The organism is Aerococcus vaginalis (assembly GCF_053762225.1).
Genome location: NZ_JBSMYC010000002.1, coordinates 101,981 through 119,041 on the forward strand (window position 1 = coordinate 101,981; position 17,061 = coordinate 119,041).

Annotated in this window: 14 protein-coding genes; 5 read left to right on the forward strand and 9 right to left on the reverse strand. The window is 43.5% G+C overall.

The features are described 5' to 3' along the window. Window positions 1-3 precede the first annotated feature (3 nt). Window positions 4-735, reverse strand: coding sequence for a prepilin peptidase (locus ACWOEX_RS02700; RefSeq protein ID WP_455297779.1), 732 nt, complete (start codon window positions 733-735; stop codon window positions 4-6). A 54-nt stretch (window positions 736-789) separates the two neighbouring features. Beyond that, entirely contained in the window at window positions 790-1,548 is a 759-nt protein-coding gene (locus ACWOEX_RS02705; protein WP_455297780.1) for a TraX family protein, read from the reverse strand. Between the two features lie 301 nt (window positions 1,549-1,849). Here ACWOEX_RS02705 and ACWOEX_RS02710 point away from each other — a divergent pair, with 301 nt between their 5' ends. From ACWOEX_RS02710 to ACWOEX_RS02720, 3 genes are read left to right on the forward strand one after another with little or no spacing between them, the layout of a single operon-like run. Further along, a complete protein-coding gene (locus ACWOEX_RS02710; protein ID WP_455297782.1) occupies window positions 1,850-3,205 on the forward strand; it encodes a site-specific DNA-methyltransferase in 1,356 nt (451 codons plus the stop codon). Continuing rightward, entirely contained in the window at window positions 3,205-3,513 is a 309-nt protein-coding gene (locus ACWOEX_RS02715; RefSeq protein WP_455297784.1) for a hypothetical protein, read from the forward strand. Before ACWOEX_RS02710 ends, ACWOEX_RS02715 begins: the two co-directional genes overlap by 1 nt. Then, window positions 3,506-6,208 (forward strand): DEAD/DEAH box helicase family protein, encoded by a 2,703-nt coding sequence (locus ACWOEX_RS02720; RefSeq protein ID WP_455297785.1) that lies wholly within the window; start codon window positions 3,506-3,508, stop codon window positions 6,206-6,208. Before ACWOEX_RS02715 ends, ACWOEX_RS02720 begins: the two co-directional genes overlap by 8 nt. Before the next feature lie 180 nt (window positions 6,209-6,388). Here ACWOEX_RS02720 and ACWOEX_RS02725 read toward each other — a convergent pair whose 3' ends face one another. The 4 genes from ACWOEX_RS02725 to ACWOEX_RS02740 all read right to left on the reverse strand — a co-directional run bounded on the left by ACWOEX_RS02725 (window position 6,389) and on the right by ACWOEX_RS02740 (window position 8,386). Further along, entirely contained in the window at window positions 6,389-6,670 is a 282-nt protein-coding gene (locus ACWOEX_RS02725) for a DUF5960 family protein (protein ID WP_455297787.1), read from the reverse strand. Then, the gene (locus tag ACWOEX_RS02730; protein WP_455297788.1) at window positions 6,667-7,017 is read right to left on the reverse strand and encodes a hypothetical protein; all 351 of its coding nucleotides are present in this window, start codon (window positions 7,015-7,017) and stop codon (window positions 6,667-6,669) included. Before ACWOEX_RS02730 ends, ACWOEX_RS02725 begins: the two co-directional genes overlap by 4 nt. Further along, on the reverse strand, window positions 7,014-7,274 hold the full coding sequence (locus ACWOEX_RS02735) for a hypothetical protein (protein ID WP_455297790.1): 261 nt from the start codon (window positions 7,272-7,274) through the stop codon (window positions 7,014-7,016). Before ACWOEX_RS02735 ends, ACWOEX_RS02730 begins: the two co-directional genes overlap by 4 nt. A gap of 131 nt (window positions 7,275-7,405) precedes the next feature. Then, a complete protein-coding gene (locus ACWOEX_RS02740) occupies window positions 7,406-8,386 on the reverse strand; it encodes a virulence RhuM family protein (RefSeq protein ID WP_455298160.1) in 981 nt (326 codons plus the stop codon). A 224-nt stretch (window positions 8,387-8,610) separates the two neighbouring features. Here ACWOEX_RS02740 and ACWOEX_RS02745 point away from each other — a divergent pair, with 224 nt between their 5' ends. Further along, window positions 8,611-10,320: a catalase gene (locus ACWOEX_RS02745; protein WP_455297792.1), complete on the forward strand. Its 1,710-nt coding sequence runs from the start codon at window positions 8,611-8,613 to the stop codon at window positions 10,318-10,320. 89 nt (window positions 10,321-10,409) lie between these two features. Here ACWOEX_RS02745 and ACWOEX_RS02750 read toward each other — a convergent pair whose 3' ends face one another. The 3 genes from ACWOEX_RS02750 to ACWOEX_RS02760 form a co-directional block, all read right to left on the reverse strand. Continuing rightward, complete coding sequence (locus tag ACWOEX_RS02750) at window positions 10,410-11,405, reverse strand: D-2-hydroxyacid dehydrogenase (RefSeq protein WP_455297794.1); 996 nt, start codon at window positions 11,403-11,405, stop codon at window positions 10,410-10,412. A 78-nt stretch (window positions 11,406-11,483) separates the two neighbouring features. Beyond that, complete coding sequence (locus ACWOEX_RS02755) at window positions 11,484-11,927, reverse strand: GNAT family N-acetyltransferase (protein WP_455297795.1); 444 nt, start codon at window positions 11,925-11,927, stop codon at window positions 11,484-11,486. Then, on the reverse strand, window positions 11,914-12,462 hold the full coding sequence (locus ACWOEX_RS02760; RefSeq protein ID WP_455297797.1) for a hypothetical protein: 549 nt from the start codon (window positions 12,460-12,462) through the stop codon (window positions 11,914-11,916). The genes ACWOEX_RS02755 and ACWOEX_RS02760 overlap by 14 nt, the downstream gene beginning before the upstream one ends. A gap of 171 nt (window positions 12,463-12,633) precedes the next feature. Here ACWOEX_RS02760 and ACWOEX_RS02765 point away from each other — a divergent pair, with 171 nt between their 5' ends. Further along, complete coding sequence (locus ACWOEX_RS02765) at window positions 12,634-17,031, forward strand: discoidin domain-containing protein (protein WP_455297798.1); 4,398 nt, start codon at window positions 12,634-12,636, stop codon at window positions 17,029-17,031. The last annotated feature ends 30 nt before the right edge of the window (window positions 17,032-17,061 follow it).

A 17,061-nucleotide genomic window follows, 5' to 3' on the forward strand; every position in this document is an offset into this window, starting at 1 on the left:
GTATTAAATCAGTAACAGAGGAAAACTCAAACAGACGTATGGCACGAATGCCATACCGACCATTAACCGCACAGCATCTGATGTTGTGCGGTTTTTGTATGCCGTGAAACCGAAATGAAGCAGGGCGAGGAAGCTGGCACTGATAATGAGATGATTAAGTGACACGATACCGAACCCGACCGTCAAAATCACCAGCAGTTTGATATCGGCGCCACCGATTCCGCCGTCTGAAAAAATCGTGAGCGCAACGAGCAACGTAAAGACGATCGCTCCGTGCGATAGGTGATCGATGAGGAATGACGCTCCGCTCGTCCACCAAATCTTCCAGATGATCAGTACACCTAACAGCACCTGCAGCCGGTCAGGCACCCACTGCTTCTGGGCATCAGCGACGGCCATCATGAAGATAATAGTGAAGAGGATGAGGTGATAGAACGGTTGCGTTGAAACCACAAAAATCGGCCAAGCATAGCCGATGTACAGTAATTCCGAGAGCGGATACCACGGTGAAATGCGGTAATTACAGGATGTACAGCGCCCGCGCACTAAAAAATAGCCGATGATTGGAATGATTGCGTACCAAGGAATGGAAGTGCAGCAGTGGTCACAAGTGGAACGACGCCACAAAGCGGTACGCGTATCGGAAACGAGCGACGTACTGACAACCGTGAGAAATGATGCGATTGACGCCAACAACAGACTGAGAAGCAATATCAAACTAAAAATCCAAAACATAAAAATACCCCTTATTGAATAAATACGATAAGAGGGGAAAATAATTATTAGTGATTAACCGAAGAAATACGCTAAGGTGTATAGCACAATGAGATGTGTTGGATAGAAAATATAGAAGAGCTGTTTTTCCCAAGGTTTCCCGTAACCGCCGCGCTGACCGTTATAGCTCAATAAGAACGGAATGACGGTCGCCATCATAAATTCGTTGTCGAATGTTAACGTCTGATACAATGAAATATCGCCAGCCGCACCGGAGAAATGATTGAACAATGCTTTTGCTAATAGCACAGCCGACCATCCCGCGATAAAGAGGCTGACTTTCTTCGCATCATTCTTGAAGTAGAAGGATGCTAACGCAATTGGCAGTAGATAGAATCCACCTTCAGCCATTAAAATTAGCGGGGTTAGTAACAGACTCGGCAGAATGAACCATTTGGATTGTTCCTTCACCTTCGTCAGTAAGATAAATAACGCAAAAATTAAGAATAACGTCCAGAAAATATTTAACCCGTTGATGAGTTCAAATAATCCCGTCTCACCAGTCACTGGATTGACGTAGTTACCCGTCAGGAGATTGCGGGCGATATTGATACCGTGCATAATCATTGCGACGGTAAATAGACGAAGGAGGTAACGCTTGCGATTGCTGGTGTGGATGAATCCCTCCATCAATAAATAGAGAAATAACGGCGCAACGAAACGGCCGAGCCAGGAGAACCATAGCGGTAGACCGAGCGGATGGCCGAGAAAAGTATTAATATGGTCGATCGCCATAAAAATCAGTGCGATAAGTTTTAATGCAAAACCGGACATGACATCCTTCCTTTCGATAAGAATATTTGCTGTCGAGCATCAGCAGCATGAACTATTATGCCTGAAATGTTCGGAAAAAGGCGGAATAATGTTCGGATTTAAATAAAACTTAGGAAATTAAAAAGTGCCGCCCGTGAAAGGCAGCACCGTACAGGGAAGTGTCAGTTAGAGGACGTGCGCTCATAAACGTTCGTCATGAACGCTGTCAAACTAACAGGGAAATAGTGAATTAAATCACTAAATATAGTATACGCTATCTTCTGAAAAAAGCAATAGCTTAAAAATTATATTTTTCAAGTAAATGAATAGTTTCTGGAATGATTCGTTAACTCAGTATGAAAATAAAATCGGATTGACGATTAATGGAAAATATTTAGATGAAAAAACTGACATTGTACTAGATTTTCCATACAAAGATACTATTTTAAAAGCTAGCATGTCCAAAGAAGACCTAGATAAGGATGAATTGAAACCTGAGGAACCTTTTTTAAACGAATTAATTGAAGCAGAAGAAATTGATCAACTATTAGATAAAAAAATACTAGTGAATGCGAAACGCTACTCATCAGGGAAAGCTGAAAAAGCTGTTAATCTTTCTGACACAGATAATTTGATTTTGAAAGGGAACAATCTAATAGCGTTGAGCTCAATATTAGAACGATATAAGGGCAAGGTTAAATGTATTTACATTGATCCGCCTTATAATACAGGGGGAGATAGTTTCAATTATAATGATCGATTTAATCGTTCGACCTGGTTAACTTTTATGAAAAACAGATTAGAAATATCGAAGGGGCTTCTGAGAGATGATGGAGTGATTTTTGTAAGTTTAAGTGATGAGGAAGCTCACTATTGTAAAGTTTTAATGGACGAAATATTTGGTGAAAACAATTTTTTGAATGATATTATATGGAATTCAACAAAATCTGTAACTAACACAGCCATTATTTCAGTATCGCACGCTCATACTCTAACGTATTTTAGAAATAAAGATTATTATGTAAAGAATCGAACTGCATTTAGATTACCTGAAGATAGTGAAGGATTTGATAACCCGGATAACGATCCAAGAGGTCCATGGAAAGCAGACCCGTTTCAGGTTGGTGGTTGGCGTCCGAACCAACAATACGAGATTGTAAATCCCAATACTGGAGTATCCTATTTCCCAAATGAAGGCAATAGTTGGAAAAATGACTATAAAAAATTTAAGGAATTAGTTAAAGATAACAGAATAGTATTCGGCGTTAATGGTACAGCCGGTCCTCAGAGAAAAAGGTTCTTATCCGAAGCTAAGGAACGAGGGCGAGTTGCAAAAACTATATGGGATGATTTGGGAACCACCACGAATGGGACACAACATATGAAACAACTATTCGGGAAAGCAGTTTTTAAAAATCCAAAGCCGGAACAATTTATTCGTAGAATAATAGAACTTGCGACAGAACCAGATGATATAATACTAGATTTTTTTGTAGGCTCTGGTACTACGTGTTCAACTGCTCATAAAATGGGAAGAAGATATATTGGAATAGAGCAAATGAATTACATTAAAGACATCACCTTGAAAAAATGGAAAAAGTTATCGATGGTGAGCAGGGAGGCATATCTAAGGAAGTTGACTGGCAAGGCGGGGGTTCATTCGTATACGCAGAATTGATGGAAAAGTCTCGTGACTATATTGATCGAGTAATGAAAGCGGATAATCCTCATGAATTGATGTCAGTTTATGAAACAATGTTAGAAAACGTTGATTTAGAATTTAGAGCCGATTTAGACACTGTTCGGGAAATGATTGAAGATCCATCGATTTCACTTGAAGATAAGCAGCGCACACTAATTAAGACTATTGATAAAAATCAGCTATACTGTAACTACTCTGAAATTGATGACAAGAATGTACGCGATCTAATATCAGATAGTGACTATGCATTTAATCAATCGTTCTATTCAGAAGGGAATGAGTAATGTGAGTAAAAAAAATATGAAAAAACGCAAAGCATTACCATTACTAGAAGAACTAGTTCGATTAGATGAGGACATTTTCGTAGATCAAGAAGAATATCAACTGCCAAAATATATATCAGATAACTTGAAGCATACGTTACGGTATTACCAGGACAATGCGATTAGATATTATCGTTATATTCAAGAATTAGATCAATTTAAATTTCGTCATTTAAATCACTTTCTTTTTAACATGGCTACTGGATCAGGCAAGACAGATTTAATGGCTGCATTGATTTTATATCTATACGAACATGCTCAGTATCAAAATTTTTTGTTTGTTGTTAATGCAACGAGCGTGCTTAACAAAACAATAGCTAATTTGATTAATAGTCGCTCAGATAAATTTCTATTCAAGAATACAATCGAAATAAAGGGTAAAAGATTAAATATTGTAAGGGTTAATCGATTCCCAACGCGACCACAACCCAATTTTGTTTATATTAAATTTGCGACAATTCAAAGTATATCTAATGACCTGGCTAGACCAAAAGAAAATACAATGGGTCTTAGAGAGTACTCAAAAAATAAAGTCGTCGTGTTAGCTGATGAGGCACATCATTATTCTGCAGCCACTAAAAAAGCAGAAAAGGATGATGAGAACTCCTGGGAGTATGCTATATCATCCATATTAGATTCGAATGATGATAATCAACTATTGGAATTCACAGCAACTGTAAATTTAGATGATGACAAAATATATAGTAAGTACGAGGGCAAGATCATTTATCAATACACTTTAGATCAGTTTATTATGGATGGTTACTCAAAAAATGTGAGACGAATCCAATCAAGTAATACTGATAAAGATAATATGTTGAATGCAGTTTTGCTGAGTGAATTTCGCCGGCAGTATGCGCTACATATGTATGGAGCACACATTAAGCCTGTGATACTGTTTAAATCTCCTAAAATTGATGTATCTAATAGCGCAGAACAAACTTTCAATAATATGATTGAGAATTTGACTGTTGAAAAACTGTCAAAATTTATTAATCTTCAACAAAGAAACGAGTCAGAAGAATTTAGTGATGCTATGACTCGGACTTTTGATTTCTATTTAAAGAATAAAGATAATTTGTATGAGATTATTGACACGATAAAGCGTGAATTTTCTCCAAACAGAATTATTAATGCTAATGACTCTGATCGATCTAAGATGCTTGAGAAGGGTCAGTATGAAGCATTAAATAGTCTTGAAAGTCCAGATAATTTATTTAGAGTTGTATTTGCGGTAGCTAAACTAACAGAGGGCTGGGATGTACTTAATCTATATGACATAGTTAGGCTCAGTGATTCTGAAGCAGCTAAAGGAACGAAGAGTGTTACAAATTCTGAAGCTCAACTAATTGGTCGAGGAGCACGTTATAATCCTTTTGTAGTGGATGGTAAATCAAGTTTTAAAAGGCGCTTTGAGGATGGGTCTAGAGATAGTGTTCTATTAGAAACGTTACATTATCATACCATTAATGAACCACAATATCTTAAGAATCTTGTTAAATCACTCGATGAAATGAACTTGCCAACGGAAGAGGATGTGCGTAATCCTTTACTGGATTTCAAGGTAAAACCGTCGTTTAAAAAGACTGAACTCTGGAAAAAGGGTAATATTTATTACAATGAAAAAGTCGAAGTAAATCCTAATTATTATGATAATTTAAATAAATATGCGATTAATAACAGTGAAGATATTGTTGTTAAATGGAAGACTTCGGCTAAAGAAGTTAACTATAATGCAAATATAGTACGGGAAGATTATTCTAGTACGCACAAAGTGCCAATCAAAATTGATAAGCGTTATTTGAATAAGATAATGAACAAGATTTCATTTTATTATTTTGATAACCTGACTAAGTTTATTCCGACACTTAGTTCCAGACAAGAATTCCTTGGAAAAGATTGGTTAAACATTGATAATCGTACGATTTATGCGATTATGCCTATGGACATTGATAGTAGAGATCTAACACCAGATGATAAATTAGAGATTTTAGAAATATATTTCACAGAGCTATCTCAAAAAATTCAGTCTGGGTTTAAGCGCCTAGTTGGTACTAATAAATTTATTGGGTATCCAATTCGAGAATATATTTCCAATTACCGTAAGAGAGAGCCGCAATATGATACCGGTCAGATAAATATGAATGACTTGCACCAACATGCTCATCGTCGTGAAAAAAGGGAAGATTATTTTGTCTATGATGCTGCTATGATGAACGATCTTGAAGATCAACTAGTTGATCGCATAGGGGAACGAGTAGATGAACTTAAAGAAACCTATGAATCGGTTTATTTAATTCGAATGGATGAAAATATGCATCGAGAATCGGTTAAAAATGAGGCATTGAAATTACATCAATTTGGTGAACAAGAACAGATTAATTTAGAAGCGTTTCAACCTGATTTTATATTGCTACTAGTTAATGAGGAGCATTATCTTCAAATTTTTATTGAACCAAAAGGTACTCAGTTGCTTGAAAAAGACCAATGGAAAGAAAATTTACTCACCTATTTAGAAGATAATCAAGGAGAAATAGTTTTTGAAAATGAAATAAATGGGTTGAAAGTTACTGGATTAAAATTCTTTATATCGAATGACGCGAGAGAAACAATAAAACAACTGGGAAATGTCGCTTTAGGTAAAGAATTTAAATGACTCTCATTAGGAACAATTGAGAAATTTACTGACTAGAAGCGTAATTACTGTATTCTGTTCGTCAGCTGGGAAATTAAGTGTATCACTTAATTCCATAGTTATAATAAGTCTATTGATATTTATAGCGGTAATTAAATATAACTGAAAACTCGCACCTTTCGCCTAGGTGCGAGTTTTTGTCTACTCCTTTTTCTCCCCCAAGTACGAGTACCTCACAACATTCTCGTTTTCCTCAATTGTATGCCGCTCGAAGTAAAAGTAATGGTCCTTGTGGTCTTTGGCATGCTTCTTGTTGAGGATGAAGTAGTCCTTGTCAGAGGCGCTGAGGGCGTGCAGGATGTCATCTATCAGGAACGTCAGCGGGATGTTGAGGTCCGTATATTGATAGAAATCATCCTCGAAGTGTTTGTAGTTCTCTGAGAAGTAGTCGAATTGTATGCTGTTGGCTTCCAATGCGTTCATGCGTCATCCTCCAATCGTTGTAATCGGATAATGTCTGTGTAATGTATCGGCAGCACCGTGCCGTCCGTTCTGAAGTAAATCGTTTCGTTTTCCATGTCGATGATCTGACCGACGAAGGGTTGGTAGTCCTCTTTGGTGTAGAGGGCGATGGTGAGGTGATTGAGGTAAACTTGCCCGAGCAACATCAGGATTTCTTCCTCGCTCATCTGTTTGGAGAAGTCGATCTCGTGTCCCATTTCGAGGAGAGCGCTGGTGTGCTCTGAAATGAAGAAGCCCATCCACTTCGCCATGCCACGGTCGACGTACTGCCGTGCGGATTCGTAGGGGAGATAATGTCTGAAGATCATTGGATGCCGTCCAATCCACCGGCGTGGCCTGCGATGAGATGACTGCGGTCTATGGCGCGCGAGCCACTCATCAGGGCGTTGACGGGAAGCACAGCGGTGTAGCCGAATTTATCGCGGATGGTGTCGACGGCGCGGTCGAGTTTCTCTTGCTTTTCGCGCTTGATGTTGTCGTCGAACAGGGAGTAAGTCATATAGCCCTCATCGACGAGATCGTGATAGCTGACGCCGACGTTTCTGACGGCGCCACCTTTGTACAAGGGATGTAAGTCAAGGGGGTGATATTAAAGAGTAACGGAAGAATAATTAGCTATAAAATAAAATCACACCATGAGCTATCGATAGTGCGATTTTGTGTTCAATTTATAATTATTTAAAAATGATTGTTTACTTACTTGTCTTTAAGTTTTTTGATCTGCTTATCAAAGTCTGAATTGATCTTCTGTATTGGATTAAATTGATCATATTCAGCGTTGGCTTTTTGTTTTGCCGCATTCATTGATATTGAACCGTGATCGGGAAGAATTTCATAATCACGAAATTCTAGGAAACGGTCGATGCTGTTTGCAAAGTCTTTCATCGTGAATGTGTTACGGCGTTCGATGAGATCTTCAATATAATCGAAGAATCCTGACACGTTACGCTCTAAAGCCTTAATTTCCTTTTCAGAGAGATAATTTTTAGCAACATGTGTATCAGATTTTAGGATTCGGCCATCCGGACTATTTTTCCAAGTCGTGAGCCCCATATTTTCCTTCTGATGATCTGCGGAGGTATAAATAATTTCTGCTGCCGTCTTACCGGTAATAGCATAATGGAATTTATTCTGCACATTAGCGTAGAACAATTTTGCAGTTTGACTATCCTTATCATAATCAGTACTAATTTCTGCAAAAATGTCTGTAATTTGTTGCCAGATGCGACGCTCACTGGCTCGAATAGAACGTACCCTTTCGAGTAATTCTTTGAAGTAATCTTTACCTAGCAATGTTTCACCTTGCTTTAGACGGTCGTCATCGATAACAAATCCCTTAATCATATATTCTTTAAGTGTAGTTGTTGCCCATTGTCTGAAGTGGGTCGCTTGTTTTGAATTTACGCGATATCCCACTGCGATAATCGCATCAAGATTGTAGAAGTTAGTATTACGCGAGATTTTCCTCTCACCTTCATTTTGAACTATTTCCATTTTGGAAATAGTTGCTTTTTCATCTAACTCACCTTCAGAAAATATATTCGATAAATGCTTATTTATTGCTGGAACACCGACTTCAAATAAATCGGCAAGTTGTTTTTGTGACATCCATATTGTTTCTTGATCAATGATGACGTCTGCAATGACTTTATGGTTGTCGTTTTCGTAGATGACCATTTGCCTATCCAATGTAATTTACTTCTTTCTCTTTTAAAATTAGTGTTGGATATTACAATAGCATGAGGATCTAGACGTATCCACCCTTTTAAAATATCTATAAGTATTTTATAAATAAAGCGCTTAAATTCTGTAGAAATGGTTGGATAGTATGCTATACTCCTAGTATACAGATTAGAATGATTATAATTTATTGGCTTGTAGCATTTTGAGGAGGATTTTTCATGAAAAACCCAATGGATAAGAACGGTTTGGATAAGGAAGAGCCGAGCCGCAATCAACATATCGGCGAGAATCCGGAATTGAATTCGGACTCTGGTTCTCCTGTCTACAACAACGAGGACACTAAACGTGCCGGTGCACGCGGGAGTGTATCCTTAGACGATGTGTGGTTGATCGAGAAGTTAGGGAACTTCGCGCGTGAAGTGATTCCAGAGCGCCGTATGCATGCGAAAGGCTCCGGCGCTTGGGGGACCTTTACCGTCACGAAGGACATTACGAAGTTCACGAAGGCGAAGATTTTCTCCGAAGTCGGTAAACAGACGGAAATGTTTGCGCGCTTCTCAACGGTTGCCGGTGAACGCGGGGCAGCTGATGTGGAACGCGATATCCGTGGCTTCGCACTGAAGTTCTACACGGAGGAAGGCAACTGGGATTTAGTTGGTAATAACACGCCAGTCTTCTTCCACCGCGACCCGAAGAAATTTATCGATTTGAACCGCGCCGTGAAGCGTGATCCGCGCACGAACCTGCGCAGTCCGAACAACAACTGGGATTACTGGACGTCATTGCCGGAATCATTGCATCAGGTAACGATTACGATGAGCGACCGCGGGATTCCGTCATCCTACCGCTACATGCACGGGTCGAGTTCGCACGCTTATAGCATGATCAATGCGGATGGCGAACGCGTCTGGGTGAAATTCTACCACCGCTCCTTGCAGGGTATTCAGAACCTGACTGATCAGGAAGCAGAAATCGTGAATGGCTCCGACCGCGAAGCCATGCAGCGTGACCTCTATAATGCGATCGAACAGGGGAAATTCCCGAAATGGCGTATGTACATTCAAGTCATGACGGAACAAGAAGCAGAAGAATGCCCATTCAATCCGTTCGATTTGACGAAGGCTTGGCCAAAAGCGGACTACCCGCTCTATGAAGTCGGCGAGTTCGAATTGAACCGCAACCCGGAGAATTACTTCCAGGATGTTGAAGAAGCAGCGTTCAGCCCGGCGAACCTCGTACCGGGTATCGGCGTATCCCCAGACCCGATGTTGCAGGCACGTTTATTCTCCTACCCGGACGCTCAGCGTTACCGTTTAGGTGTGAACTACCACCAGATTCCAGTCAATGCACCGCGCGGGGTGAAGAATCCACACTTCTACAGCCGTGACGGCCAGGGACGTATGGATGGCAACAACGGGAGCGAAGTGCACTACACGCCGAATAGCTACGGGAACTACACGGATCACCGCGATTTAGAAGAACCGGCAATCAAGGGTGACGACGTAAAGGCGTACGATTTCCGCGAGGATGACCACGACTACTTCACGCAGCCGGGGATCCTGTTCAACCGCATGACGCCGGAACAGCAGCTCGTACTGTTTGAGAATACCGCGCGCAACATGGCGGATAGCACGCTACAGATCAAACACCGCCACATCAACAACTGCTACCAGGCGGACCCTGAATACGGGAAAGGTGTCGCTAAAGCGTTAGGGATCGATATTAACGATGTCGATTTGACACCGTGGGACCGCAGTTCGCGTGAGGCGAATGACCGCGCCAATGCGCAGGGCCACGACGACCTCAACGTACCGACCGAAGCCGTTGAACCGGAATCTGCCAAAGACTTACCGGAAACCGGCCGCGACACGAACTACGACGACCCAACGTCGGTTGTTGACCCGATGGATGATCCGTACTTCTTGTAATTATAAAAATGTAATAAACGCCAAATAAAATCGCACCGTTTCGCGCAGTTAGCGTCAGCGGTGCGATTTTTTGTGTATTCAATTAGAGATTATTTGTTGACGACAGCGTCGGATTCGCCCGTCTCCAAGTACTTCACGGCTTCATCGAGCGCGGAATAAATCATATTGTGGAGCGCCGTTTCCGTGTAGAACGCAAGGTGCGGCGTATAGGCAATATCATCACGTTTGATGAGTTCATCGTAAATTGGATCGTTGAGATCTTCGCCACTATTATCGCGGTTAACAATACCGTCTTCGTTTTCGTAAACGTCGATGCCGGCAGCTTTGATTTTGTGTGAATCGAGCCCCCGGATTAATGCTTCCGTGTCGACGATGGCACCGCGCGCCGCATTAATGAGGATCACGCCGTCTTTCATTTTGGCGATGGCGTCATCGTCCACCATGTGGTAGGTGTCATCGGTAGCTGGAATGTGGAAGGTAATGATATCGCTCTGGGCGTAGAGTTCATCGAGCGACACAAAATCGAATAAGTCCTTCAGCTCGTCGTGTACGCGGTGATTATAGCCGATCACGTGCGCCCCTAAACCTTTGAAGAGCTTAGCTGCAGCTTGTCCAATGTGACCAGTACCGACAATCCCGACAGTAAGTTCCGGCATTTCTTTAGAAAGAATTGGGATATTCCATCTGAAATCCTGATTTTGCACGTTTTTATAGATGGTGTTGAGGTTGCGCGACAGGTAAAGTGCAGTAGCGACAACGTACTCCGCAATCGCATTCGGTGAATAAGTCGGAACCGTGATTAGTGCCATGCCTAAGTCATTCACTGCATCCATATCGTACATATCAAAACCGACCGAACGCTGAGCGATGACGTCGACACCACGATCGTGCAATTCGCCGAGAATATCGGCTCCCATATTGCCTGGCGCCGCTAAGGATATCGCATCCGCACCGTTGACACGATCGATGTTGTCGAGGGTCAATGTGTCATTATAGACATCAACGTCGATATCGTTGTGCTCCTTGGACCATTGTTCAAGCTCTCTGTCTTCGCCTTCTCTAACATTGAGGGTAACAATTTTCATAGGTCATTCCTCCTAAATTCATTAGTCATGCCTATTATAACGAGAAAAAATAGTCAGAGTTTGTGATATGTTTGTCCCTTATTCACGAGTTAGCATTTTGACCATTTCAATGTGGCGAATCCCGGCATCCATAAATTCCTCGCCGCGTGCGGTATAACCGAGCGTTCCATAAAAGCCACGCGCAGTGAGTTGACCATCTAGCGTAATGTGCTGATAGCCATTCGCTTCTGCGATCCCTTCAGCCTCTGCAATCAGCGCACGACCGTAACCGCGCTGGCGATACGCCTTGCGGACGGCCATACGCTGGAGTTTAATCGTGTCTTCCCCAATCGGTAATAGACGTAACGTCGCAGCGGGCGTATCATCCACATACAGCACGAGATGCGTGGCACGTGCTTCATCATCGTCGATCTCTAACTCGCGAAGGACGTGCTGTTCGTCGATAAATACCGTCTCACGAATAGCTAGGGCATCGTGGTACACAGGGCTAGTGATATCTGTTGTCTGTTTAATGGTGATCAATTTTATGCTCGCTTTCTCGATAATAGTCAACATCTTGCCAATCTGCACCGAAAAACGTCTCAACATCACGTGAAGTGTCAATATCCCAATAGTCGATATCATCAAGCCAGGCGATGAAAAACGTATAGGTTTCCATCTCTGGGTATTCGGAAGTGGCTATCTCAATGCCGTCTTCTAAATGATATACCTCAGGATAGCCCGCCGCTAGACAATCATCGAAGTCATCGGACATGTCCAAAACACCGATAGAGAGCTTGATATGGTCGGGACTATACAGCCCGACCGTTGCCAGCAGCTCATCATTCTCAATGGCACGCATTAAAGGAGTACTTGACTGGAGCCTGCAGTTAATAATATGTATCATATGCAATAATTTAGCTTCAGGTAGTGGTACAGATAACTGGTAGTGACCGAGCAATTTAACACCATGTGCGCTAACCGTGTTTAATTTTTTAATTTCGTAGGGAAATACTTCGCCATTGACAGTTATATTAATCGTCCCTAATGGCGTTTTTAATGGGGTAAAATTTTCCATCTTCGGTACTCCTTGAGTCTATCATTAGCCAGCAAACCTAGCCTAATGTTCGTATCTACATTAAGTATACACTTTTCTTATTATTTAAATTTAAAAAGTATCTTGCGAAGTTATTAACAAAAATCTATAATTATATAAAAGCGTTTTATTTTTTGAAGGAGGAATAGAGAAATGAAGAACACCCCATATCAGAAGTCGCTCGGAACGATGCTGATGACATCGGTTTCGATTGCGAGTTTATTAGCGATTCACTCAGCAACGATCAAGGCAGCTGAGACTACGGATCAGATACCTGCCGATCAGGTTGCAGTTTTAGCTGCAACTGGTGAAAAAGCAGCGGACACGCAAACTGAGAAAACCGAACAATCCTTTGTACCGGAAACCCCGGCGAAGGATTACGATCACTACGAAGATGTGACGACGCATCAACCGAATGGCGCTGCAGCCAATGCAGAGAGCGTTGTGGAGGTACCGAAAGCGGACGCAGTCGCTGAGGATCAAACGGTAACGATTGAGAATCAGGGAATCCGTGAATCAATTTCGATTAAAGACGGTAAATTCCACACGGATTATGTTGAGAATAAGTTGACGGATGATCGTCTGACGTTTGAAGACGACTCCAAGGACTTTGTGTTGCAGTTCCGTTCGAATGATGCAGGTGAACTCTACAACAAGTACGTCCCACGCATCAATGAACTGAAACAGGAATTAGCGAAATTCCCATCACTCACTGATGATAAGAAGGATTGGCAGTTCTCTGCGACTTCCCACGCAGCCAATGAAGGTATTGAGAATGCGTTCGACGGTAATGTCGATACCATCTGGCACAATAATTACGGCGGTGGCGAAGGTGAGGTTAATACGATGCCGCAGATCGTGACGATCGACTTCAACACACCGCGCGATGTCCAGACGATCATGTACATCGGGCGTCAGGACGTGGGTGTCAACGGTTTGATCAAGGATTACGAGGTTGAAGTCCAAAAAGCGGGCAGCGATGAATTCACGAAGATCAAATCGGGCGTGTTAGAAAACACGAAGCAAATCCAATTTATCGACCTCGGTCAACAGGTGGATGTGAAATCATTGCGTTTGATCATCAAGTCTGACGTCAATAACTATGCCTTTGCCTCGGCTGCTGAGATCGATGTGAGCGATAAGGATGTTGCTGCGATCACCAAGCAACTCCAGGACTACGCACAGAACGTGGCAGCACCGCTCGCTGCTGAATTGCAGGCGCTCCAAGAAGAATATGCAAAAGCCCAAGAAAAAGAAGGCTTAGCCGATCCGAACCGTCAGATCAGTACTGATCGTTTGACTGTGAAGAAGGATGGCGTCCACCAAGAGACGCAGGACGGCATGACGCGCACGACATTTACGTTCAACCCGATTCAATACAACAACACAACGATTGAAATTCGCTACAACATCGTGAGCCACGAAGACGAAGATTTTGTACAGAAGTTTCTCGAATTCAAGACGCTCGACGGCAACCCGGCGGATGCGGTGATCGACTACATCGATTTGATGAGCTACAGCTTACCGGATGGCACGAAAGAGTGGCACTTGCCAGCACAGCAGAATATCAATGAGATGGCTGGCTTTAACGGCTATTACGCTGGTCTGGGGCAGCCAGTTTACCTTTCTAGTTTCTACACAGGATCGGAATTTCCGGCGACTGAGAACACCGTCAAGGATGGCGTGGCGTACGCCCGTTACTTCTCTGGAAAATCACTCGCACAGTGGGCAACGAATGACGACGGCTATGCGCAAGCGTGGAATACCGTTATCGGTGCGGCACACTCTGACCAGTACGAAGTCATTCAACAGGACTTCTATAATTATATTCGTCGTATTGGTACTGGTACGAAGTTCCGTAAACAGTACAATTCCTGGTTCGACCACATGACGAATATCAATGCCGACAATATCCAAGAGAGCTTCAACGAGATTGAGCGTGGCTTTACGGCTAATGGGGTGTCCCCGATCGATTCTTTCGTTGTCGACGATGGCTGGCAGGATATGAAGACGCTGTGGGACTTCAATGAGAAATTCCCGAATAAACTTTATGGTCCAAGTAAGCAGGTGCAGCGTTTAGGGTCTAATTTTGGACTTTGGATGGGGCCACAGGGTGGTTACAGTAATCCAGGAGCGATGGCTGATGCGCTGGTTGCACAGAACTTAGCCTCCAAGAATGCCGGTGTCATCTACATCGGTGACAAACGCTACACGGATGGCCTCCGCCAATTATTTGAGAATTACGATCAGGAATTCGACATTAATTATTGGAAGCTGGATGGCCTATTGTTGAACCCGCGTCCGGATACGGACAGTGATGGTAACTTTATCGGCGGTGGGTACCGCAATATGTATTCGATGACGGAAACGCACGAGCGATGGATCGGCCTCTACAACGCGATCCGCAACAGTGCCAAGGATCCGGACAATATGTGGATCAACTTGACCTCCTACATTATGCCGTCGCCGTGGTTCTTGCAGTGGGTGGATTCCGTCTGGATGCAGAATACGTCTGATGTCGGTTACGAAGATGGTGTGAAGGGTCAGGACCGCAAAGATCTCGACTTCGGTAACGATATGAACGAAACATTGACGTTCCGTGACCGCAGTTATGAGCAGTTGGTCAACACGCGTCAGTGGCAACTACCGTTCTCAAACATCTATAACCACGACCCGATTTACGGAATGATGGCAAACTCTGGTAAAGTTGTCGACAGCAGTGTACCGAGTGATCAACGTGAACCACGACCACAGATTAACTTCTCAACGGATGATATGCGCACATATCTATACTTCCTCGGCACGCGCGGTACCGGATTCTTTGAATACTATCTCTCCTACGATATGTTGACATCAGAGCACTGGCAAGTGATCGGCGAAGCGACGCGTTGGATGGAAGAGAACTTCGATATTCTGAGAAATGCGAAATTCCATGGTGGTCAGCCTGGCCAAGGTGAAGTCTACGGCTACTCGGCATGGGATGAACACAACGGCATCCTCTCGATGCGTAACCCGATTCAAAACAAACAGACGTACACGATTACGTTGGATGAAACGATCGGCGTACATCCGGGAACTGAGAACTTGACAGTGGAAACGGTGCTCGGTGACAAAGCGCATGACACGACGAAGACGTACAAATACGGTGATACGCTGACGATTGAATTGAACCCGTATGAAGCATTGATTTACCAATTCAGCGATCAGAAGGACGAAACCCCGGCGAATATCTACTACACGCAAGTGGTGGATGACCACACCATCAATATGACCTTCGATGAACACGTGGTTATCGATAACGCTACCTTTACTGTGAATGGTGAGAAGGTTGAAGCAACTCTGCAGCCGAATTTCCGCACGGTAACATTGAAGACAGCTAATGCACTCAAAGATGGTGAGAGCGTTGCGATTGCCTACAACGGCTTATTGGATAATGCTGCTGATGCGAATGAAGCCACTGGCGAAACAACGGTTGTCTTCCATACCGATCAGCGCGCCATTGCGTTACCTGAAGCTACAAACGGAATGCAGGCAACGGATGCGGGAATCGAAGGACGCGCACCGTTCACCGTTTCTGCCAAGGTTACGGTCGGCGCACACGGCGGGACGATTGCGAGCCAGGGCGATCAGTGGTCACTGAAACTCACTGATGATGGCAAGGTAGCCTTTACTGTTGGCGATACCACAGTTGAATCCGCACCGTTCGCTGAGCTACACGCTGATGATAAGGATCAACCGGATCAATTACTGAAAGCAGGCGATCAAGTCTTTGTATCCGCTGTCCGCAATCCGAACGGGTCATTGCGCCTCTTCATTAACGGCGAATTAGTAAATACGGCGTATAACGCAGAAGATATCAACAAAGATCTCGAACGCGACAGCATTCAATTCGGTACGGTAGGCTTCGATGGCAAGATCGAAAACTTCAGCATCGATCTATTTGCGCGCGACTTTGAAACGGCTGCTGATGATGCCCTCGTCAGAGGTGACATCACGGATAGTAGCGTTGCGCTCGAAGAGATTCCTGAACCGGAAGCACCTTCCGATGACGATAAAGAGGAGACGGATGATACGGTGGATGAGGGGGATAAAGATACCACCGATACAGACGATGGCAAAGACACCACAGATGACAGCGACAAATCGGATGAGGATACGGACAAAGATTCTGATACCACCGATGAAACTGATAAGGATGATGATGGTCAAGAATCAGAGGACGATCACGCACACGGCATCCTCCCTGGCGATGGGGACCACGACGATTCGGTAACTGATGAGACAGCGCCGGGACAGTCTGGGACATCTGGAACCTTGCCGAGCGATCAACAAGCAGGGACAACGGGTGCGATCACGACAACGACACCGGGGCAAGTTGTTGAAGCGGCTGGTATTGCGGTCGGTAATGCTAAGGTACCAGCCACAGCAGCGCCGGTTTCTGGCACAACAACTGATGCTCTCCCGCAGACAGGGATCGCAACAGTCGGTTTGGGGCTCGGCGGCTTATTGACCGTTATCGGATCAGCCCTCGGATTCCGTAAGAAACACTAATTTAGGACACTTTTAATACATCAGTAATCA